The 20874-nt window shown below is 50.0% G+C and carries 18 protein-coding genes and 1 tRNA gene; 8 read left to right on the plus strand and 11 right to left on the minus strand.

From position 1 onward, the window contains the following. Positions 1–329: 329 nt before the first annotated feature. The 6 genes from ACX1CU_RS14920 to ACX1CU_RS14945 all read right to left on the minus strand — a co-directional run bounded on the left by ACX1CU_RS14920 (position 330) and on the right by ACX1CU_RS14945 (position 6766). On the minus strand, positions 330–2933 hold the full coding sequence (locus ACX1CU_RS14920; protein ID WP_459399063.1) for a fimbria/pilus outer membrane usher protein: 2604 nt from the start codon (positions 2931–2933) through the stop codon (positions 330–332). A gap of 53 nt (positions 2934–2986) precedes the next feature. Continuing rightward, positions 2987–3727 carry a fimbrial biogenesis chaperone gene (locus tag ACX1CU_RS14925; protein ID WP_459399064.1) on the minus strand — a complete coding sequence of 247 codons (741 nt, stop codon included), beginning with the start codon at positions 3725–3727 and terminating at the stop codon, positions 2987–2989. Positions 3728–3793: 66 nt separating this feature from the next. Beyond that, positions 3794–4321, minus strand: a complete 528-nt coding sequence (locus ACX1CU_RS14930; RefSeq protein ID WP_459399065.1) for a fimbrial protein — start codon at positions 4319–4321, stop codon at positions 3794–3796. A 239-nt stretch (positions 4322–4560) separates the two neighbouring features. Next, positions 4561–5082 carry a fimbrial protein gene (locus ACX1CU_RS14935; protein ID WP_459402823.1) on the minus strand — a complete coding sequence of 174 codons (522 nt, stop codon included), beginning with the start codon at positions 5080–5082 and terminating at the stop codon, positions 4561–4563. Between the two features lie 602 nt (positions 5083–5684). After that, a complete protein-coding gene (locus tag ACX1CU_RS14940) occupies positions 5685–5987 on the minus strand; it encodes a monooxygenase (RefSeq protein ID WP_459399066.1) in 303 nt (100 codons plus the stop codon). Between the two features lie 44 nt (positions 5988–6031). Continuing rightward, positions 6032–6766, minus strand: coding sequence for a DsbA family protein (locus ACX1CU_RS14945; RefSeq protein ID WP_459399067.1), 735 nt, complete (start codon positions 6764–6766; stop codon positions 6032–6034). 145 nt (positions 6767–6911) lie between these two features. Here ACX1CU_RS14945 and ACX1CU_RS14950 point away from each other — a divergent pair, with 145 nt between their 5' ends. The 6 genes from ACX1CU_RS14950 to ACX1CU_RS14975 all read left to right on the plus strand — a co-directional run bounded on the left by ACX1CU_RS14950 (position 6912) and on the right by ACX1CU_RS14975 (position 14595). Then, positions 6912–7847, plus strand: coding sequence for a LysR family transcriptional regulator (locus tag ACX1CU_RS14950; protein ID WP_459399068.1), 936 nt, complete (start codon positions 6912–6914; stop codon positions 7845–7847). A gap of 661 nt (positions 7848–8508) precedes the next feature. Then, positions 8509–9030 (plus strand): fimbrial protein, encoded by a 522-nt coding sequence (locus ACX1CU_RS14955; RefSeq protein ID WP_459402824.1) that lies wholly within the window; start codon positions 8509–8511, stop codon positions 9028–9030. 55 nt (positions 9031–9085) lie between these two features. Next, a complete protein-coding gene (locus ACX1CU_RS14960; protein WP_459399069.1) occupies positions 9086–9826 on the plus strand; it encodes a fimbrial biogenesis chaperone in 741 nt (246 codons plus the stop codon). Between the two features lie 91 nt (positions 9827–9917). Next, positions 9918–12494 carry a fimbria/pilus outer membrane usher protein gene (locus tag ACX1CU_RS14965; protein ID WP_459402825.1) on the plus strand — a complete coding sequence of 859 codons (2577 nt, stop codon included), beginning with the start codon at positions 9918–9920 and terminating at the stop codon, positions 12492–12494. A 26-nt stretch (positions 12495–12520) separates the two neighbouring features. Then, the gene (locus ACX1CU_RS14970; RefSeq protein ID WP_459399070.1) at positions 12521–13867 is read left to right on the plus strand and encodes a fimbrial protein; all 1347 of its coding nucleotides are present in this window, start codon (positions 12521–12523) and stop codon (positions 13865–13867) included. Beyond that, positions 13864–14595 carry a fimbrial biogenesis chaperone gene (locus ACX1CU_RS14975; protein WP_459399071.1) on the plus strand — a complete coding sequence of 244 codons (732 nt, stop codon included), beginning with the start codon at positions 13864–13866 and terminating at the stop codon, positions 14593–14595. The genes ACX1CU_RS14970 and ACX1CU_RS14975 overlap by 4 nt, the downstream gene beginning before the upstream one ends. A gap of 72 nt (positions 14596–14667) precedes the next feature. On the opposite strand, the gene ACX1CU_RS14980 is transcribed toward ACX1CU_RS14975, so the two are convergent. Both ACX1CU_RS14980 and ACX1CU_RS14985 read right to left on the minus strand, forming a co-directional pair. Further along, positions 14668–15855: a sugar transporter gene (locus ACX1CU_RS14980; RefSeq protein WP_459399072.1), complete on the minus strand. Its 1188-nt coding sequence runs from the start codon at positions 15853–15855 to the stop codon at positions 14668–14670. A 219-nt stretch (positions 15856–16074) separates the two neighbouring features. Further along, on the minus strand, positions 16075–16485 hold the full coding sequence (locus tag ACX1CU_RS14985; RefSeq protein ID WP_459399073.1) for a hypothetical protein: 411 nt from the start codon (positions 16483–16485) through the stop codon (positions 16075–16077). Positions 16486–16860: 375 nt separating this feature from the next. On the opposite strand from ACX1CU_RS14985, the gene ACX1CU_RS14990 reads away from it, so the two are divergent. Then, positions 16861–16936 (plus strand) — tRNA-Asn (locus ACX1CU_RS14990). A gap of 401 nt (positions 16937–17337) precedes the next feature. Here ACX1CU_RS14990 and ACX1CU_RS14995 read toward each other — a convergent pair. The 3 genes from ACX1CU_RS14995 to ACX1CU_RS15005 form a co-directional block, all read right to left on the minus strand. Continuing rightward, a complete protein-coding gene (locus tag ACX1CU_RS14995; protein ID WP_459399074.1) occupies positions 17338–18012 on the minus strand; it encodes a DUF4405 domain-containing protein in 675 nt (224 codons plus the stop codon). A gap of 14 nt (positions 18013–18026) precedes the next feature. Continuing rightward, on the minus strand, positions 18027–18692 hold the full coding sequence (locus tag ACX1CU_RS15000) for a flavodoxin (RefSeq protein ID WP_459399075.1): 666 nt from the start codon (positions 18690–18692) through the stop codon (positions 18027–18029). Between the two features lie 169 nt (positions 18693–18861). Continuing rightward, positions 18862–19851 carry an alpha/beta hydrolase gene (locus tag ACX1CU_RS15005; protein ID WP_459402826.1) on the minus strand — a complete coding sequence of 330 codons (990 nt, stop codon included), beginning with the start codon at positions 19849–19851 and terminating at the stop codon, positions 18862–18864. Between the two features lie 328 nt (positions 19852–20179). Between ACX1CU_RS15005 and ACX1CU_RS15010 the strand changes: the two genes are divergently transcribed. Next, a complete protein-coding gene (locus ACX1CU_RS15010; protein WP_459399076.1) occupies positions 20180–20872 on the plus strand; it encodes a heavy metal response regulator transcription factor in 693 nt (230 codons plus the stop codon). Positions 20873–20874: the final 2 nt, after the last annotated feature.

Raw genomic sequence — 20874 nt, forward strand, 5'->3', positions numbered from 1 at the left:
CTAATGATATAGTTTAGAAAGACAGGTCATTAACATATTAACAATCCATCCACACAATAAATACCTTTTGATCAAATCGCAAGATTCCCCTGGCGATTTTTACGGAACCATCAGTAACAGGTTGGCTGACGAGATGCTTTCCTTGATCCTATTTTTGACGTTGAGCAAGGAAAATTTGGGCAGGAAAAAGGTGTCGATAAGTTTTTAGCAGATGGGAAAAAACCTTGGCGTAGTAACGTCGATGTTAAACATATAAAGAGCATATCCCCCACAGGCAGTCACCGTTCACCATGCAATTCCACCGAATCCCATAGTGACCGAACGCGGTGTCACGGCCTGGTGCACGGCAACTCCAGCCGATGCAGCGACTGTTTCATATCCTGGCCGCGTAAATCATAGTTCAAGGTACACTGATCGCTGGCAGAATCGCCCCATTTCACCAGCAGTTGCCCCTGCATCCCGCTCGCACGGGCATAAATCTGATTCCCCTGGCCCACCAGACCGATAACGGTGTTATTACTGTCATAAACGTTGCTGCCCAACGGCAAACCACCATTTTGTTCATCGCGAACTTTGATCAGCAACGCGTAGCCTTCCAGCGTTTTGAAGCGCACTTTAACTACCGAACCGGCGTAAGGCGCTACGCGCTGCTGGTTCTCGGTCAGTTCGGCACTTGAGTTTTCTATTCCCTTAGCGTTCAGGCTGATATCGTTGTAGCGATAAGGCACTAGCGAGGGAACAATGGCATAGCCAGAGCTATTAACCTTCGACCCAGTACCGTTCATCACCTCGGCTCCCTTTACCCCTTCAGCTTCGATCAACCCAAAGGTATCGCCCAGATAGGGACCAAACGTCACGCCACCGCTGTGCAATACCGCAGCACCACGGGCACTGGCTCCACCCTGGGTGTAGGTTCTGCCTTGTGAAAAGCTGCCGCCCACGGTGACCACGGGCAGTTGCTTCGTCATATTCGCCCCCAAGCTGGCGCCCTCACCGCCGGAGTTAAAGGCACCGTTAACGCTATAACTCAGGCTTTGGTTTTCACCCAGTGTGCCAGCCACTGCCGTCTGGTAGTTAGTGTTACCGCCGGTTTCATGAGTGACACCCGCAGAGATCAGCGGTGAACGGGAACCGGCTCCCCACGGCACAGAGACCGAAAACATGATGACGTTCTGCGTGCGGCCATTATCCACCTCGCTTTCTGCAACTACGCCGGTTGGCGTACGGCCGGTCTGCTGGCGGCCCAGTGACAGGTTATAGCTGACGCTGTTAATACTGTGTGAATAGGCCATTTGGTATTGAGTATCACGCCCACGACCACCGTGGTAAGTGCTGGTGGAACCAGAGAAATAGACCTGACCATATTCCCCCAGGCTCTGACTGACGGTGACTACCAGTTGATTACTCTGCTGATAGGTGTTGGATAACCAAACTTCATTGCTGTTACTGGCTTCACGTAAACCCAACACATCGCTCAGATCGCGATAGCCCTCGGTAGAATAGCGATAACCGGCCAGCGCCAGCGTGGTCGCCGTTGGGGCAAAAGTACGGCTGTAAGTGGCGCCAACACGCCATCCATCGAGGTTTTTGCCCCACATATCCGCCCGTGAATAGGTGGCATTAACACCCAAGGCACCCAGTTGGCTAGCCAGCACGGCACCACCAAGCAACGCCTGGTAACCCTCGGAAATACGCACTCCCGTATTCGCCGTAATAGCGTTGGTCACCCCGGTCTGATAGGTGAGATCGGTAAATGCTGCATTGCTGTTACCGATGTTACGGACCTGCCCGGCAGAAAAGCTCACGCGTGAGTGCCCTGGCCGCATCGAATCGGACACGGCAGAAAACGGTACGGTAAAGGAAGAAACGCGGCCGTCGGCTTCGAGCACCTCCACCACCAGATCGCCCTGATAGCTGGTCGGATACAGGTCATCAATCACAAACGCACCGGGTGCCACCGTGGTCTGGTAGATCTGCACCCCTGACTGGCGCACGCTGACTTTGGCCGTCGTTGCCGCCACGCCACGAATGGTGGGCGCGTAACCCCGTTGCGACTCCGGCAGCATACGATCGTCGGTTTCCAACTGAATACCACGGAACCCCATACTGCTGAACAGGCTGCCGGAGGTAAAGCTATCACCCAGCGTCAACTGACTGCCAATCGACGGCAGCGGACGCTGCACATAATTGCGAATTGAATTCCATTGGCTGTTACTTGGGCTATTGTCGCTGGTATAACGCGTAAAACTCGATTGCTGGCGGAATTGCCACAGGCCAAGGTTGATACCCGAGTTCAGCCCCAGGTAAGTAGATTCAGTGGTACTCTCAGAAGCATGCGTCCGGTAATAATTGGTGTCGTAATTGGCAAACGCCACGGTTTCACCCACAGATAAATCCTTGGTTGCGACCGAACCGCGCGCTTCACGCTGCATCAATGCCTGTGGCACAAACAGATCAAAGCGCAAACGCGCGAAATCGAAGCGACTGGACGCCCCTTCAACCTGTTGTTCCAGATTTAAACATGGCGAAGTGTCACCGGCTTTCGCTTTGATCTCAGTAGGTAGAATACCCGCCTCAATCATGCTGTCCCTTGTCAGACAGGCCGAAACCACCCCTTTCTCACCGGCAGCAAAAACCAATGATTGGCGAGACAGGAAATTACCGTTGATGAAAATATCGACTTGATAAGTGCCAGGCTCAATGGTGTTAGCCTGGTTGAAACGGGCAATGCTCTTTTGTTCTTTGGCACTGCCCACCAGCATGCTGTCATCGAATTCAAACGCGCTATTGACCGTTTCCGCATAAACCTGAGGAATCAACAGCCATAGCAACAGTGCCAGCGGTCTTAGCCTGGCAGCGTTGATCGGGATGCTGTTGACCCCCGCCCTCCGTTGGCACAGATCTGAAACGTTTGAAGTAATTTTTATGTGCATTTTTCAGTCCCTTGGCTGAGGGATACTGACCGCCAACGAATACAAGGTCCTGATCAATTCAAACTGGCTTCGGCGCGAGTGTGCCCACCATAGTCATTGACCAACGTGAATTTCACTTTCTGTGCACCAGCGGGCGACGCCGCCCCTTTCTCTAATTTCCAACTTGCCTGCGATTTTGGTGCCACCATATCCGCCTTGAATGGCACTTCTTTATTACCTACCACGGCGGCGGCATTGATAAAGGAAGCATAGAAACCAGAATCATTCTTCGCCGTCAGCACCCATTGCCCTGCCTGTTGATTCAGAGAGAAATGAAGCTGTTCGGTGATTTTTTCTGGGCTACCGACAATACCTTTGGGACGATAGAAAATTTTTATCCGGTTACGCAACACCACCAGCATCTGGTTTTCTGCTGCTCCAGCCACATTTTTAGGCGGGATCTGTACGCTATTGAGGTAAAACACCGATTCGCGATCCTGTGGCAAATCCTTACCGGTAAATACCAGGCGGACTGACTGGCCGGTTTTCGGCTCAATACGGAACAGGGCGGGCACCACGACAAAGGGCCCATCTGCCTTATCTGGCGTTGAGGATGGGTTATTGATGTCTGACCACATCTGAACCACATAGGGGATGTTATCATTATTGGTGAGTTGGACAGTTTGCGACTGTGAGCCTGACGGATAAATAACTCGGGTATTGAGCATCACCACGCTGGCTAGCGCGTGTTCAGAAATGAACAAGAATAGGAGGGATAAAGCACTAATGACGATACTGGAACATTTTGTTTTCACACGAAACATCCTCGTTCAATGCCCTAACTAAATCCCCCTCCCACCTCAGTGGAAGGGGATGTCTTATTATTGGTAAGACACAGAGTACTGCACGCTACCTAACACGGAACCTGCGGTTGCGCCGCCTTCAGAATAATATTCCACAGCAAAATCATGCGCCGCAGAAGTGGCGCCCGCTGCCAACGACAGGCCCGCTGCACCCACTTGACCAGTCAGATCCAGAGGAATTGCTGGTGCTACCGGGTCAACCAACCGCAGGGACACATTGCTGGCGGTACCCGTGTTGCCCATACGGCCGTTAGCGGTCAGGTTGTTACCGACAAACACGGTCTTAATGGCGGTATCACTGCCAGAAGCCGTACAGCCGGTCAGGCTAATGGTAAATGGTGTCTGACCTGCGGTATCCCCTGAATTAGCCAGTGCGGTGCTTGCAACCGTTGGCAACAGGATCAACGGCGTTGAGGCGTTGCCATTGATATTGATGTCACAAGTCTGGTCGGCCACTTCGCCCTGGAACTTAATGGTGTTATCAGCCAATACAGCGGTAGACAAAACCAATCCAACAACCATGAGTGCAACTTTATTCATTTTCATACTCTGTACTTACCTTCAGATTCAGTATAGGCGAATTGTTCAGATCAGTGCTGTTATTCGCCCACGACAACGTTAATACGTTCTCTATTGATTTAATTAACAGATCTCTCCTCACCGTGGGTCTTTTATCCCACAGTCACCAGAGAAATCTCAGTGTGCTGTTGCTGTGTCAACCAGCCAATCTTGGGAAATGTGTTAAATACATTTATTGATTGGCCTGCTTGAACAAGAAAAATTTATTACCGATAAGAGATGGAGTACTGCACGCTACCCAGCACAGAACCTGCGGTCGCACCGCCTTCAGAATAGTATTCCACCGCAAAGTCATGCGACGCAGTAGTGGCGCTTGCTGCCAGAGACAGGCCCGCTGCCCCGGTTTGCCCCGTCAGATCCAGTGGAGTCGTTGGCGCTGCTGGGTCTACCAGGCGCAGTGACACTCCACCCGCAGTACCGGTGTTACCCATACGGCCGTTAGCGGTCAGGTTGTTGCCGACAAAGACGGTCTTAATAGCGGTGGCGCTGCCAGAAGCCGTACAACCGGTCAGACTGATGGTGAACGGCGTCCGCCCAGCAGTAGTGCCTGATGTAGCCAGCGATGTGGCCGACACCGTTGGCAGCAGGATCAGCGGTGTTGAGGCGTTGCCATTGATATTGATGTCACAAGTCTGATCGGCCACTTCACCCTGAAATTTAATGGTGTTATCAGCCAGTGCAGCAGTAGAAAAAATCAGGCTAGCAGCAACAATCGCAATTTTGTTCATTTTCATACTCTGTATTCAACCTTCATATTCAGTAGTAAAGGGACGAGCAACTCGTGGTTCTCATTCCCAATGGCAACGTTAGTACGTTCTCTCTATCGGCCTTGATACTCAGATTGCTCTTTAAACTTAATGTGAGGAGTTTCCCTCCCACCAGAACAATCTGACATCACCGATTTTGTGTCAGTCAGCCAATCCCTGAAAATGCACTACAGCAGTTATTGATTAGCCTGATTCGACGAGAGATATTCTACACAGCAGCCACACAAATAGAATCATTAACTATTGAATGTTCAATATTAAGAATTAAAAGCTGAATTTAATGTTTTTATACATTAAATTAATGCATAAGCACCAAGAAGCACATCAAGGTAAGATAGTTCTCAAGGATAATTCTCAGTCATAATTCCTGAGAATCATCTTAAAGATGTAACGAGGAATGGTCAGACTTATGTTCCATAGCGATCTGAACTCTGTACGAGCCTTATACACTTACTCGCCAGAACCGGTCATTCTCTATCCGATATCTGACTGCTACCAGGGAAGGTTATCCCCTCCCCCGCAGTTCGTGTACCCAAAAGCGTTAAGCTAAACAGCCTTCATTATTAGAAAGGGGCGTGATTGAGCCGTGATAAGGCTTCATTAACCGAAAAAATTTTGCCGTTAACGCTAGGGATGCCGAAGCCTTTTAACCTGCTGGCGTGTTTTTTCAGATACGCAGCCGCAGAACGTTCGTCACTGAACAGGTAAATCCCCCCAGCTTCATTCTCTTGCTGATTCTCTGTCCAATATTTCCAGATGAAACCGGGCTCCTCGGAAATCGAACGGGCAAGTTCCTCCATAACTTGGTGCATGGCGGCTCCCCATGGCCCTGAGTAGGGAAAATCAACTTGCAGAATGTAGTACATCGGTAATCCTCCTAACACTTATTAAGGTTTCATGATCAGCCGCTTTAAACGATATCTGATCCCACTCGAGCTTTTATTTGCGCAATTATCGGCTCCGCTTTGGCATAGCCGGTGCTCAAAGTACTCATTGCGCCATGATTCTCCAACAGCAAAGTGGGGAAAGAACGTACCCCCCACTGACGGCATTTTACAAAATCCTGGTAGACGTCTTTTTTGGCTGCACTGGAGTTAAATGCATGGCTGAACAGCGTAAAATCCAAACCGCTCTGTGCACAAAGTTGACGGTAAAACTCGGTTTCTTTCGGATCGCCACCTTCAACATAAAACTTCCGCTGAACGGCAGCAAAGAAAGCCAAGAGTTCGCGCGGTGTCTGGTTGTTTTGCCGCATAAGCTGTTTAGCGACCACAACCGCACGGCAAGCCGGTTCGGTGTCATAGCCGAAGTGGCTGGCCTGCAACAGGTCAAAACCAAACGGCTGGCCCGTGACTTGGGCAATGTGGCTCCACTCCTTGCGCAGAAAATGCTTGAAGGCCTCGTTCCAAGGGTCTCCGCCACCGGCACGTAATCCCCCGGTCGTGATGGCGAAGTTGACTCCCATCTGCTGACAGAAATCAGCAATCTGACTAACAACCGGTGAAATCCCCCAGCACCAGGAACACATGGGATCGCCAATATAGTGGACGGTCACTCCCTCTATCTGTGGCACACTAGCCAGCGCCGAAGCATATTCTGGCCCGTTCAAGGTACAGTGTCCTGCATCAGGATCGCATTTCATCATCAGGTTTCTCCGGTAAATACTCTGTCTGCCTGACCCATACCATAAGTACTACGCCGACAGGAAAGTAAGGGAAAATAGAGTAATGGGTTTCGAATTGATGAAAAATACGCTTTAAATGAAATAGCTGTTCAACTTTTGAGAACAAATGGACAAACTTACCGCAATGCTCACTTTCGTCCGGGTGGTTGAAACCGGCAGCTTTACGCGTGCAGCAGAAGCTCTGGAATTGCCCAAAGCCAGGGTGTCGCAGAGGATCACCGACCTTGAACGCCTTCTGGGTATCAGGCTCCTGCACCGGACTACCCGCACGATGGGCCTGACAGAAGAGGGAACCGCCTACTATGAGCGCTGCCTTGAGATTCTCAGCGAGATAGAAGAGTTGGAGGGTTCGCTCAAAGGCGAGACGGCAAATCCACAGGGCAAGGTACGGGTAGAAGTGCTGGCATCGATTGCGCGCTACCTGCTTGCTCCGCGATTACCCGAATTCAAGGCGAAATTTCCAGATATTTCACTGCGGTTTGGTTGTAGTGACAGAATTAGCAATCTCTTTGAAGAAGGGATCGATTGCGCTATCCGAGGTGGGCACCTGGAGGATTCCAGCCTGATTGCGAAGCACATCTGCAATGTTCATCTTGGGCTTTACGCCTCCCCTGATTACCTTCTGACTCATGGCCCCGTCAACACGCCCAAAGAACTGTTAGCACACCAGAAAATCAGCTGGTTCAGCAGCCGAAACCATCGTCCACTGATCTGGCAACTGCAATCAACCCAAGAAAGCCGGGAGATCGACGGGCCTTATGATTGGTTATTCGATGATAACGAGGTTTCGATTGCCGCCTGTGTGGCTGGTGTTGGCATCTGCCCTGCGGCTCCTTTCGCCGTCGAATCGTTGGTACATGCAGGCGCACTGTGCGCGGTTTTACCGCAGTGGAGTTTTCCCCCCCGACAGCTCAATATCATTTACCCCAGCACTAAATACTTGTCCGTGCGGGTAAGAAGTTTTGTGGACTGGGCATTCAACGTTCTGCAAACGCATCCTTCCCTGAGCCTAAAGCCATGGGATCTGCACAACCGAGGTTGAACGGAAGTCCTATTAAGCGAAGTGCCTCTGGTGAGGAAAGCATTGAGGTTTCAACGTTAATGCCTAATGGAAACAGAGATATACCAGAATATTCTGTCCCATAACTAAGGATTGCCTTTAAAGGTGTCATTTTTTTAGTAAATGTAAGAAAAAATTTAAAAAAACACCACCTGCAATATCAGCCGCACCATTAATACAATATTTGACCTGCACCAATCTCCCGCCACCCGAAATAAGATGTTTCCCAGATGAAAAACTTAGGAAAATACTTAGTTAAATATCCTACTCCGAAAATCAGTGCGATACTTAATTATTAAAAATCATCAATAAAACATTAAATACAGAACATTAAACTTAAAATACATCATTTAATAGTTAATGATTCCAATCAAAGCCAATTGAAGTAGGATATATCTCGTCAACGGCAGGCTAATCAATAAACGCATTTAGCGCATTTTCATAGATTGGCTGGCTGACACATGGAGACAGTGTTATCGGACTCATCTCAAATAAACATGTAAGCCAACTGTTTGCTGCATGTTGTATTCAGGAACTATCCGAGAATCAGGTCAATAAAAAGTAATGTTGTAAACACAGGAAACGGCGAAATCAGTAATCAATTCGCCAATGACTTAACCTAAGGGAAATTTTTAACATGAAAATGAACAAAATCGCGATCGTTGTTGCTGGCCTGGTTTTATCCACCGCTGCACTGGCTGACAACACCATTAAGTTCCAGGGTGAAGTGGCTGACCAGACTTGTGACATTAGCATCAACGGCAACGCCTCAACGCCGCTGATCCTGCTGCCAACGGTTGCGGCTAACGCATTGGATCAGACCGGTGCTACTGCAGGTCAAACGCCGTTCACCATCAGCCTGACCGGTTGCACAGCTTCTGTAGGTACCACCGCAATTAAAACCGTGTTTGTGGGCAACAACCTGACCTCAACTGGCAATATGGGCAATACCGGTACTGCCACCAACGTTTCTCTGCAGTTGGTTGACCCTGCAGCGCCAACTGCCCCACTGGATCTGACCGGCCAAACCGGTGCTAATGGTCTGTCACTGGCAAATGGTGCAACTTCTGCATCCCATGACTTTGCCGTGCGCTATTATGCTGAAGACGCCGCCACCGCAGGTTCTGTGTTGGGTAGCGTGCAATACGCAGTATCTTATCAGTAAATAAGTGCTCCCCCTTCCACCACCGTGGAAGGGGCATTCCGAGAGGATACTTCGTGTGACGATCAAATACCCAGGGGCCGTGCTTGGCGCGTTCTCCGCATTCCTTATGTTGCTTTCTGCCCCCCTAACCGCCAGCGTAGTCATGCTCAATACCAGGATCATCTACCCAGCGGACTCCCAATCACAGACGGTACAATTCACCAATAATGACAGTATTCCGTATGTGATGCAGATGTGGTCAGACATCAACAATCCTACCTCAACACCTGACAGTGCTGATGGGCCCTTTGTCGTGGTACCCGCCCTGTTCCGTATTGAGCCGAAAACCGGCCAGTCAGTCCGCTTGGTATTTACCGGCAAGGATTTGCCACAGGATCGCGAATCGGTGTTTTACCTGAACAGTGTGCAGATCCCACCGAAGAATATAGCCAATGATGCAGATAACCAGATGCTGGTGGTGCTGCGTAACCGGCTAAAAATTTTCTATCGTCCTAAAAATATCGTCGGTAGCTCAGAAAAAGTCGCAGAACAGCTTCATTTCTCTCTGAATCAACAGGCAGGGCAATGGGTGCTGACGGCGAAGAATGATTCCGGTTTCTATGCTTCCTTTATCAAAGCCGCCGTAGTGGTGGGCAATAAAGAAGTGCCATTCAAGACGGAGATGGTGGCACCAAAGTCGCAGGCTAGCTGGAAGTTAGAAAAAGGTGCCCAGTCCCCTGCCGGTGCACAGAAAGTGAAATTCACGTTGGTCAATGACTACGGTGGTCACACCTACCAGGAAAGCCGTCTCAACTGATCGGCCGTATTAATTCGCAGTACCAGGATTTCGCGTTTTAGGGACTAAAGGAATGCACGCAAAAATAACCATTTCCCCACGCTATTCCGATATTCGCCAAGGGAAGGCAGTGTTGGTTAATTCACCGATAAATGGGGCTCGGCTCAAGCCGTTGGCGCTGTTGCTGGGGCTGCTGATACCGCAAGCCTTCGCAGCCACCACCAACAGCCAGTTTGAATTCGATGACAGCATGCTGGTGGGCAGTGCCAAAGAACAAAAGAGCATTGCTCGTTTTAATCAGGCTAACACCATTGAGCCCGGCACTTATCAGGTTGATATCTTCGTCAACGGTGATTTCTTTACCCGAAAATCTCTGCAATTCACCGCAGGGGAGCAAGGCCAGGTCTCGGCCTGCCTGTCAGAGGATATGCTGCTTGACGCGGGCATTTTACCTAGCGCAATCAAAGTCAAAGCTGAGAATGTGCCCAATTGCCTGAACCTGGAACAACAGGTCGATGGCGCATCCAGCCGTTTTGATTTTGCACGCCTGCGCCTGGATCTTTCCGTACCACAATTGTTGATGAAGCGCGAAGCGCGTGGCGCCGTGCCGACCAGCGATCTCTCTTCGGGTGAAACCGTGGCGTTCACCAATTACGACAGCAACTACTACCAGACGAGAGCATCAGGTAATACCACGGACTCAACCTATCTGGGGCTGAACTCGGGTATTAACCTTGGCCTGTGGCAATTCCGCCAGCAGTCGAGCTTTACGCGTTATAACAGCGATAAAAGCACCAGCAACAGCCAGTGGAACTCGATACGCACCTACGTACAGCGCCCACTGCCGTCGATCGGAGGGCAGTTGACGCTCGGTGAAAGCTTCACCTCTGGCAGCCTGTTCAGTAGCCTGGGTTTTCGCGGTATTTTGTTTGAAACCGACGATCGTATGCTGCCCGAATCACAACGTGGCTATGCGCCGACCATTCGCGGCGTAGCATCTACCACGGCCAAAGTCAGCGTGCGCCAGTCAGGGGTGCAGATTTATCAGACCACCGTCGCACCCGGCGCATTCATCATTGATGACTTGTATCCGACCAGTTTCCAAGGCGACCTGGTGGTAGAAGTACAGGAAGCCGATGGTCGCATTTCTTCCTTTACGGTGCCATTCTCTGCCGTACCAGACTCGATGCGACCAGGGCATTCTAACCTGAGCATCGCTGCCGGGCAGGTCCGCAACATCGGTAACAGCAATGCGACGTTTGCCGATTTGACCTATCAGGCGGGTTTGACCAACGCCATTACCACCAATTCAGGTATCCGTGTTTCTGACGGCTACCAGGCATTACTCGGTGGGGCCGTGTTCAGCAGTCAGCTTGGTGCGGTGGGCGTCAATGCCGTGTATTCGCGGGCAGACATGTGGGGCAAGACTCTGGATGGTTGGCGCCTGGGTACAACCTACAGCCGCACCTTTATTCCGACCTCTACCACGCTGGCGCTGGCCGGGTATCGCTACTCGACTCAGGGCTATCGCGACTTGAACGACGTCCTGGGATTACGCAATGCGTATGAAAACAACAACGTCTGGTCATCCAGCACCTATCAGCAGAGCAATCAGTTTGTCGCAACGGTGAGCCAAAGCTTAGGGGAATACGGCCAGATCTATTTCTCCGGCTCCACCAGCACTTACCGCGGAAACCGTGGACGTGATACCCAGTATCAGATGGCCTATTCGCACAGTTTTAACAATATCAGCTATAACCTGTCGCTCAGCCGTCAGCAAACCGGCAGTACACGCTATGGTGTGCAGTCAGCAGGAGATGCGGCCAACGGTAGCACGCAGAATATTGTTATGTTCTCGGTTTCCATCCCGCTGGGTGCAGGCTCACGCTCGCCGATCCTGTCGTCAGGTATCAGCCACTCCACCGGTGCTAACGGCAATACTAACTACCAAAGCGCATTGGCAGGGACTCTCGGGGAAGATCAGAGCCTAAGCTATACTGTTAATGGTGCTTTCGACTCTGGCGGTACCGGGGCCAGTTTTGGTACCAACCTGACCAAACAGATGTCTGTAGCCACCGTAGGCGGCAACTTCTCACAGGGCAAGAATTATACTCAGGGTGGTGCCAGCGTACGTGGAGCCGCCGTGTTGCATAGCGGCGGTGTGACGTTCGGCCCTTATCTGGGCGATACCTTTGGGCTGGTTGAAGCGGATGGGGTAAAAGGTGCTGATGTGATTAACGGCATGGGTGCAAAAATCAATAGTTCCGGTTATGCCATTGTCCCTTCTCTGGTGCCCTATCGTTATAACGATATCGGCCTTGATGCCAAAGGGATTGAGAACGCAAGTGCCGAACTCACCGAGAACCAGCAGCGTATAGCGCCTTATGCCGGTTCAGTGGTCAAAGTGCGCTTCAAAACGCTGGAAGGTTATGCGTTGCTGATCAAGTTACTTGGTGCACAAAGCGGCAACTTGCCGTTAGGCAGCAACGTTTATGATAGCAATAACACCGTTATCGGCCTGGTGGGTCAGGGCAATCAAATTTATGCCCGTGCCGCAGGTAAGCAAGGAACCTTGCGCGTGAAGTGGGGCGAATCTGCCAGCGAGCAGTGCACACTGAATTACGATTTAAGCAGTCAGGACATGACACAGTCACTGTATCGTCTGGAGTTGCCGTGCACCAGCCACTGATGCTCAGCTCAAAACGGGAGACAGGTATGAGCAAAAATTTTACTGCCGTGTTGCTGGCGTTAGCTGGCATCACTCTGGCAACACCGAGTTGGGCAGAGTGTTACAAAATAACAGGATATACTACTAACTCAGCCTCAGCTTATTACACCGAAGCAGGTAAAGGGACAGCAGCCAATTGGGACGGCTCCGTTGATTCGGCAGGTTCTATGGGTACCGTACAGAGCGTTATCAATGTCAACAGCAGCACCTTTCAGCCGAATGGAACATTGATTGCCAGCGGTATTGTTGACTTCCTACAGTCGGGGGCTCAAACATACAGTTCAGATCAAATCCTATTCCGCTGCACCGCTAGCGAAGCTGGAAAGCTGTTCGAGTACTATGCCACCAACGGTGACTCAACCTACGCTGGCTACGTAGAGGTAGGTTCTGCCTATGGCTTACCAGAGTCTTATCAAACTATTATTGATGGCGTAGCCCTGAGAGCGACTAATCTGGTTACTGGCGAATATTACTCTCGTTACTGGAAAGCGCGCCCTTTGACCAACCTGGATACGGACTCACTGGGGTGGATACTGGTCAAGGCCAAAAACTTTAGCAATACCAAAGTAGAGCTGTTTCGCCTGAGTAACTCCGCAGGTTCGACCACTACCGGCGTTGTCAATTGGACACAGCCCAACACTTATATCGCTTTTAAGGGGGGAACCCTTTCCTCCAATCTAAGCATTGGCGCAGACTCCTTATCAATATACGGTGGTTGGTACGGTTATTGGCCGGGCGCGGTCAACCTGCATAACCGTATCTATGTCCGCCGGGCGGCGAGCTGTTCGGTCACTAACGTGACCCCTACGGTTGTCTTCCCGCTGATCACGGTAGCGGAACTGAAATCCGGCGTGACACGCCAGATGCCGATAACGATTCAGTTTGCCTGCCAGACCGGGGCCCCTGCCAATGCTGGCCTAGTGGCATTGGCTAGCGGAGTTGCTGCCAACCAGACAGCAATGGGGATTTTGGTACAACCCGCCAACGCGGCGGCGGCGGTATCCGCTGGATTTGGTACCGCCGGCTCAGGCGTCAGCTATCTTTTATCCGATGGCTATGGCACCGATCCCAACGTCGCCAGCGGCGTGGGCATTCAAATTTCACGCACTAACGGCACGGTGCTGAACCTGCTCAGTACGCTGAGTGGTTCGGTGCTGGGGGGCAACAATGCGGGCTGGTACCCGGTATTGACGGACGCAACCGCAGGGGGTGTCGTCAATGGCGTAACCACCTATACTAAAAACCTTAATGCCACGCTGAAAGCCCTGCCGGGCAAAACGGTTACCGCGGGCAAAGTAAGCGCGACGGCGCAGGTCATTATTCAGGTGCAATGATGCGAAAATTAACCGGATTATGTATTGCAGGCGCGCTGTTGTTCAGCAGTTGGGCACAGGCAGGCGTGATTATTGAATCATCGCGCGTGGTGTTTTCCGCTGCCGATCGCGAACGTTCACTACTGTTGTCGAACGGTAATCCTTATCCGGTAATTGTGCAGACCTGGATCGATAATGGTGCCCCGGAAGGGACACCAGAAACGGCAGGAGACGTCCCGGTGTTGCCACTGCCGGGGATTTTCCGGCTAGAGCCGGGAGAAAGGAAAAACCTGCGCCTGCTGGCCACTCAGATACAGCAGCCACAGGACCGTGAATCCCTTTACTGGCTGAATATCTACGAGATCCCCCCCACTGACGCCAACTTACCGCCCGGTGTTTCTGCGGTGAAAGTGGCAGTGCGCCTACAGTTGAAGATGTTCTATCGCCCGAAGAACCTGAAGCCGAATGTCGAGAAACTGACAGAACAGCAACAGTTCAGCCTGATCAGACAGCCTGGTGTGCTGAAACTTAAAGTCGAAAATACCTCACCTTATTACGCTACCTTCAGTGCAGCCAGCCTTACGGGCGGTGGTAAATCCTACCCGGCAGAAATAGGTATGTTGGCCCCTTTTTCCAGCAAGACGCTGGATATCAATGGCGAAGCGAACTGGCAACCTGGCAGTATCAGTTACATTTTGATCAACGACGATGGTAACGGCGTTGGAGGCAAAAAATCCCTCAAGCGGTAACTAAGTCGTCAAGAACAGCCCAAGGCTCGAGAGTTTCAAGGTAGGAGATTGGCCCTGTAGGGCCAATTCTTATCAAACCCGCTGCTGCTGCAAACGTTCGCTGCGGTAAAAACTCAGCACACACCAGCCCAGTGCGATCAGCGCGAGCGGCGCACCAACAAAACCAATATTCGACATCCCCAGATGCAGGCTGACCTGGTTACCCAGCAACGCACCTGCACCGATACCAAAGTTATACAGGCCGGAGTAGATCGACATGGCAACATCGGTAGCATCCGGTGCCAGGCGCAATACGTTGGCCTGCATCGAGAGGCCAATCGCCATAATCGCCATGCCCCACACCACGCACAGCAGCGTCAACGCAGTTTCACTCCCCGAAGCGGGCAACAGCAGCAACAGGCTGACGGCTAACAACCCAATCGCGCCAATAAAGAAGCCCGAGGGCAAGCGTTCGCTGTAGCGGCTAAACAGCAGGCTGCCGAGAATACCGGCCGCCCCGAACAGCAACAACATCAGCGTGGTAAAGTTTGCCGTCAGCGCCGCCACGTTCTGAATAAAGGGTTCGATGTAGCTGTAGGCGGTGAAATGTGCCGTCACCACAATAATGGTCAACATAAACAGGCTGACTAACGCCGGGCGTTTGAACAACACAGGTACGCTGGAGAGTGAACCGGAATGCTCGCTTTTCAGCTCCGGCAGCAAACGCCACAACATCAGCAGCGCCAGGGTGGCGCAAATAGCAATACCGATAAAGGTCATGCGCCAACCAAGCAGTTGCCCGATCACCCGCCCTAACGGCAGCCCGAGCACCATTGCCAACGCAGTGCCCCCTGCCAGCATGCTCAACGCCTGCGCTTTTTTGCCCGCAGGAGCAACGCGGATCGCCAACGACGCGGTGATCGACCAGAACACCGAGTGCGCCAGCGCCACACCGGCACGAGAGATTACTAACGTGGTGAAGTTCCACGCCACTGCGGTGAGCACATGGCTGACAATAAACAGGACAAATACCCCGATCAGCAGTTTGCGCCGTTCAATCTTGCTGGTCAGCAGCATACAGATCAGCGATGCGGTGGCAACGATCCAAGCATAAATAGTGATGATCAGGCCAACCTGTTCGGTTTGCATCTCAAAGCTCTGGGCGATGTCACTCAATAATCCGACCGGGATAAATTCGGTAGTATTGAAGATAAATGCTGAAACGGCGAGAACAACCACGCGCATCCAGGCAGTTGAGCGGGAAGGACTGATATCTTCCATTAAGGTGATCCATAGCAGGGGCGGGCAATGACGATATATTAGCCAATTAGCGGTAAAAACGCGATATAGATCACATTATGGTTTCACTGTTTTTTTCAACAGCATCAACACTGGCGATGGCAGGGATAAAAACAAAAACGCTCCCAAATGAGAGCGTTTCTACTGTAAAAACACGTATGCCAAGAAATCTTGAATACGATCTGCTCCTAAAGAGAAGCTTTACGAACCAACAACACGCTGAACCAGTGCTTTGGTCAGGTCGGTTCTGATCTGATTGCAGGTTTTTGAAATACGGAATTTATAAGCGGCATCCATGATTTGATGGATATCAGTGCTTACGTTGTCACGAACCCGCATATACAGCTTAGCTTCCGACAGAATATGGTTCAATTCAATGCTGCGAGTCTGGTACATCGCTTGATTGACCTGCTGCAACGCATTCAGTTCTTTCATGCATGAACCGACCAATGTCTCTGTGCTTTCAGAAATTACAGGCTGTGCCACCGGTTGAGTCACAGCGGCCGGGCGCGGCGTTGCCACAGGGGCAGTGTTGGCTTTAGGGCGCTGATTCATATTCTGGCACCCTGCCATCAACACACACACTGCGGCTACCGCGATTGTTTTTTTCATTACTGGGAAACTCCGGGAAACAAAGGAACGGTGTGGTTTACCGCCATAAAAATGACTTTGCGTAGCATAGAGTAACAGGCATAACCCTGACAAGGCCCGCAAAGGTCACAATAGCCTTATCATCACAGAACATCTTCCAGAATAGCATAGAATAATCTTAAAAATAATCCATGCGGAACATAAAGAATAATAACATCGAATTGATAAATATCATTACCTTAAAAGATGAGTAGGCTATTTTTACTGCCCTTGACCAATGAGAAGTGCTGAAAAACAATCCAGGATGCTCAATCTGCCAGCAAACACACTTTTTTCTCACTTTAGTGCTTTGACAAACCCACAGCCCGCCGTTATCATGCGCCCCGTTCACACGATTCCTCTGTAGTTCAGTCGGTAGAACGGCGGACTGTTAATCCGTATGTCACTGGTTCGAGTCCAGTCAGAGGAGCCATAAATTTAATGCCATGGACAGCCACTGTTGTCCATGGTGTCTCAAAGTAAGATCCCTTTTTTCAAATCAAATTATACTCTGTTCCATATTGGTATACTGGCATCCAACGTTTTGGGGGCTTCATTGGGACTCGAATCGGCTAAATTATGGTATCCTTGGCTATGCCATTTCTAGCGCCATTATCCCAATAATGTCATCAGTTTAGACCGATCAACTTGCAGAACATAGCCCATCCGAGCTCACGGAACAAATTAGAAAATCCCACTTAGTTGCCTAAGCGGGGTATTTGCTTTTCAGTGCCCGGCTAACAGTCTAAAATTCGGGTATATCTGAACTGCCCCCACTGATTAACTGAACGATGGCGATCCCACTATTTTTTGCGAATTTTCATACCGAACCAATTAACCTTGCCAATGTGAATAAATAGCCCCTGTAAACCGCATCAGAGATGCAAATAAAATGGTAATAGCAAAGAAGTCAAAATAGAAAAAAACCTTAGACTCTTCAAAATTAAAAAAGGCAAAATCGACTTGAAGAAGCAAATAAGGTAGTAAATTGCGGCAAATGAAAGCATGCAGTCCATACACCGTAATACTGAAGAAAATAGCGGGCATCAATCGCGTTGAGAGAAACGAGAGAGGTGAAATATTCCAGACCTTAGCAAAAAAATTGGCTAGCATTTTCCAGTGCATGCCCAAATGGACGGCAATGATGATTTGCCCCCAATGAACACTGGTCATGTGGACCTTTCTGACCAGATCAGAGGAACTGTGAATGGGTAAATCAGGCAAGAGATGTTTTGATAACATCAGTCCACTGATAATGGCAGATAACAGTAGCAGTACCAGTAAGAGATTTACGCTGACTTGCATGAACCTGAAAGCAGAATACCTCCCCTGAACCAGTTTTCTAAACCAGTGAATATTTAGCCCATTATGGAGAAAAAGGAACATTAAAAAGACCATACCCAACCATTCATGAATACTTTCCCCCCACAGATGAAACCCCATCAGCGACAACAGGATAATCATCATTACTATATCCTGCACAACTTGGAATTTATATTTTGCTTTCATTCACTGACCTGCTATCACAGCCTATTCGGTAATTTTCTTAACCAGTTGATAATCTCCGTTGGCGTATCCTCATCCGTCACATCATTTCTTGAGATGGCGAGGCCTTGGGTTACCAACTGTGCATTGGGTTGAAGACGTTTGATTTCGCGCAACGAGTCAGAGAAACGACTGCCACCATGGGTAGTAAAGGGGATAAGCTTTTTTCCACTAAAATCATGCTGTTCAAAAAAGCTGTACATCGCCATTGGCATTTTGTACCACCAGATGGGATAACCAATAAATATCTGCTCATAATCGGCAATATTTTCTATTTTTTCTTTCAATTCGGGCCGAGCCCCATCTTTCACTTCTTGTTCTGCATATTTCAACAGAGGATCATGCTGATTAGGATAGGGTTTAACCGTTTCAATGCGGAATAAATCGCCGCCGGTTTCCTTCTGGATAATCTGTGCCACATACTGGGTACTGCCCAGAACCACACTGTTTTTTTGCAATACGCTCGCCCCCGATATACCATCGACCCCATCTAATTTTACATCCTCAGGTTGAGAGAAATAGACAATCAGGATCCGTCGCGTGTTGCCATCTACTGCCTCGTCTTTTGCATTTACACTACTGACAGTGAACGCCAGAAATAAAATCAGATATTTTGTCAGTGGAGTGAACCATAATGTATTCATAGCGTTCGCCTAGAGGTAAAGTGAGTCATCCGTGATCGTCAATGCCCTCGCTGGGCAGGCCGATACTGCTGCCATAAAAATGACTATGGCAGCGGCATAACAGACAAAGTGATACTTCTATCCGCATGTGTTGACGCAAGATAAGAGAGGGGTGTGAGTCGCTTTATTCTTATAAGTTTTTCCCGTAAAACTGATCCAGTTTCCCCATGGCCTGATTCACATATTCCGGTTTCCAATAGGTTTCAATATGGGTTGCACCGTCAATCAGGAACAGTTCCTTATCTTTCGCGTTGCTCGCGCCTTTAAACGCTTTTTCACTCATATACAGAGAGTCGGCTTTACTGCCTGCTATCATCAATAGCGGCTTATTAATTAAATCCATATTGCTTGCCGCATCGAATCTCATTAAGTCGAGAAGACTGCTGGCGGTGTATCTGAAGGTCGAGTTGGGGTGTGCGTGAGTCTTGCCGTAGTACTCAAAACCCTGCCGATAGAGGTCAAACGGCAGTTTGGCAATTTGTTCATCCGTCAGCTTGGCATCACCCAGATAAATAACCTCACCGCCAGAGGCCTCCTGTGCTCGCGCATCGGAGGCTTGCTTTAGACGTTCTTGTATCGTGGCGAGTTGTGAATCTTGATAACCGTTGCGTCTTACTAGGCCAGAGTCAAACATGCTCAACGTAGCAATGGCGTTAAATCGTTTGTCGGTTTGCCCTGCCTTCAAGGAGTAGCCTCCTCCTCCGCAGATACCCAGCAGGCCTAAACGGACAGTGTCTACGCCAGGATACTGGGTGATGAAATCTGCCATGCCGTGAATGTCTTCAATCCGGTACGCCGGTTTGTCGACATTACGGGGCAAACCACCGCTCGCGCCCTGATACGCCGCATCAGCAGTAATGGTAATGTAGCCCTGTTCTGCCAGACGCTGGGCATACAAGCCAGCAACCTGCTCTTTCACACCGCCATTGGGGTGAGCCACAACGACTGCCGGGTATTTTTTAGCGGGGTCATAATTCGCCGGGGTATACACGTTGGCTGCAATGTCCAGCCCATTCAACTTGTAAGTGACCGGGTGAATATTGACTTTTCCTTTCACATTTTTAGTAATCGCGCCGTCATAGGTCAACGTAAACGGATTTAATTTATAATCTGCTGCCATTGCGCCCCCAGATGAAAGAGTGATCACTGCCGCTAATAATGTTGTTTTAAAAACGTTGTATTTCATTTCAAGAAACCTCCAGATATCTAAAATAAACAACGTATTACCCCGACACTCCTTTTGGTCTTTTTTGCGAGGGGGTAGGCTTGCAGGTAGTCTACGGGGGGCATGCTGACATCAGCATGACGGCCAGATAACATTTCTGTCAGTTAGAAAAATACTTTTCTGACAAAAATGTCAGGAAAATGTCAGCTTGGTGTTGGTCATGAACCTCTAAGATAAGTGAAATAAGACGTTTATTGCCCTGATGGGTAAGGGAGATACGAACATGCGGTTACTGTTGGTAGAAGATGAGGAGAAGACGTCTTCCTATATCAATCGCGCACTCAGCGAACTGGGTTTTACCGTAGATGTGGCAGCCAACGGTACGGACGGATTGTACCTGGCCCTCGAGTATGATTACGATGCGATTGTGCTGGATGTCATGTTGCCTGGCATGGATGGTTATAGTGTTCTGGAAGGTCTTCGCGCCAGCAAGCAAACCCCGGTGCTGATGTTATCTGCTCGCGGTTCGGTTGATGAACGTGTCAAGGGTCTGCGTCAGGGTGCGGACGACTATATGCCTAAACCTTTTTCGCTGATTGAACTGGTTGCCCGTATCCAGGCGTTGTTGCGGCGACGTCCGAGTGATGGCGTAGATGTTACTCAATTGCACATTAACGATCTGCATCTTGACCTGCTGGCAAGGCGTGTCACAAGAGCCGGTGAACGTCTTGAACTGACCGCAAAAGAGTTCGCTCTGTTAAGCCTGTTAGCCAGACATCAGGGAGAGATCCTGTCAAAAATGATGATTGCAGAGCAGGTCTGGGACATGAATTTTGACAGCGATGCCAATGTGGTTGAGGTCGCGATAAAACGCCTGAGGGCGAAAATTGATGCACCCTACCCGGTCAAACTGCTGCATACGGTGCGAGGCATGGGATATGTCCTTGAAACCCGCCCCGAACGCCAGGCTAAATAGAG

The organism is Serratia sp. D1N4, from assembly GCF_054552755.1.

Excerpts from the sequence above, each read along its gene's own strand:
- ACX1CU_RS14920 (WP_459399063.1), bottom strand. The coding sequence starts at position 2,933 with ATGCACATAAAAATTACTTCAAACGTTTCAGATCTGTGCCAACGGAGG.
- ACX1CU_RS14930 (WP_459399065.1), bottom strand. The coding sequence starts at position 4,321 with ATGAAAATGAATAAAGTTGCACTCATGGTTGTTGGATTGGTTTTGTCT.
- ACX1CU_RS14935 (WP_459402823.1), bottom strand. The coding sequence starts at position 5,082 with ATGAACAAAATTGCGATTGTTGCTGCTAGCCTGATTTTTTCTACTGCT.
- ACX1CU_RS14940 (WP_459399066.1), bottom strand. The coding sequence starts at position 5,987 with ATGTACTACATTCTGCAAGTTGATTTTCCCTACTCAGGGCCATGGGGA.
- ACX1CU_RS14945 (WP_459399067.1), bottom strand. The coding sequence starts at position 6,766 with ATGATGAAATGCGATCCTGATGCAGGACACTGTACCTTGAACGGGCCA.
- ACX1CU_RS14950 (WP_459399068.1), top strand. The coding sequence starts at position 6,912 with ATGGACAAACTTACCGCAATGCTCACTTTCGTCCGGGTGGTTGAAACC.
- ACX1CU_RS14955 (WP_459402824.1), top strand. The coding sequence starts at position 8,509 with ATGAACAAAATCGCGATCGTTGTTGCTGGCCTGGTTTTATCCACCGCT.
- ACX1CU_RS14970 (WP_459399070.1), top strand. The coding sequence starts at position 12,521 with ATGAGCAAAAATTTTACTGCCGTGTTGCTGGCGTTAGCTGGCATCACT.
- ACX1CU_RS14975 (WP_459399071.1), top strand. The coding sequence starts at position 13,864 with ATGATGCGAAAATTAACCGGATTATGTATTGCAGGCGCGCTGTTGTTC.
- ACX1CU_RS14980 (WP_459399072.1), bottom strand. The coding sequence starts at position 15,855 with ATGGAAGATATCAGTCCTTCCCGCTCAACTGCCTGGATGCGCGTGGTT.
- ACX1CU_RS14985 (WP_459399073.1), bottom strand. The coding sequence starts at position 16,485 with ATGAAAAAAACAATCGCGGTAGCCGCAGTGTGTGTGTTGATGGCAGGG.
- ACX1CU_RS14995 (WP_459399074.1), bottom strand. The coding sequence starts at position 18,012 with ATGAAAGCAAAATATAAATTCCAAGTTGTGCAGGATATAGTAATGATG.
- ACX1CU_RS15000 (WP_459399075.1), bottom strand. The coding sequence starts at position 18,692 with ATGAATACATTATGGTTCACTCCACTGACAAAATATCTGATTTTATTT.
- ACX1CU_RS15005 (WP_459402826.1), bottom strand. The coding sequence starts at position 19,851 with ATGGCAGCAGATTATAAATTAAATCCGTTTACGTTGACCTATGACGGC.
- ACX1CU_RS15010 (WP_459399076.1), top strand. The coding sequence starts at position 20,180 with ATGCGGTTACTGTTGGTAGAAGATGAGGAGAAGACGTCTTCCTATATC.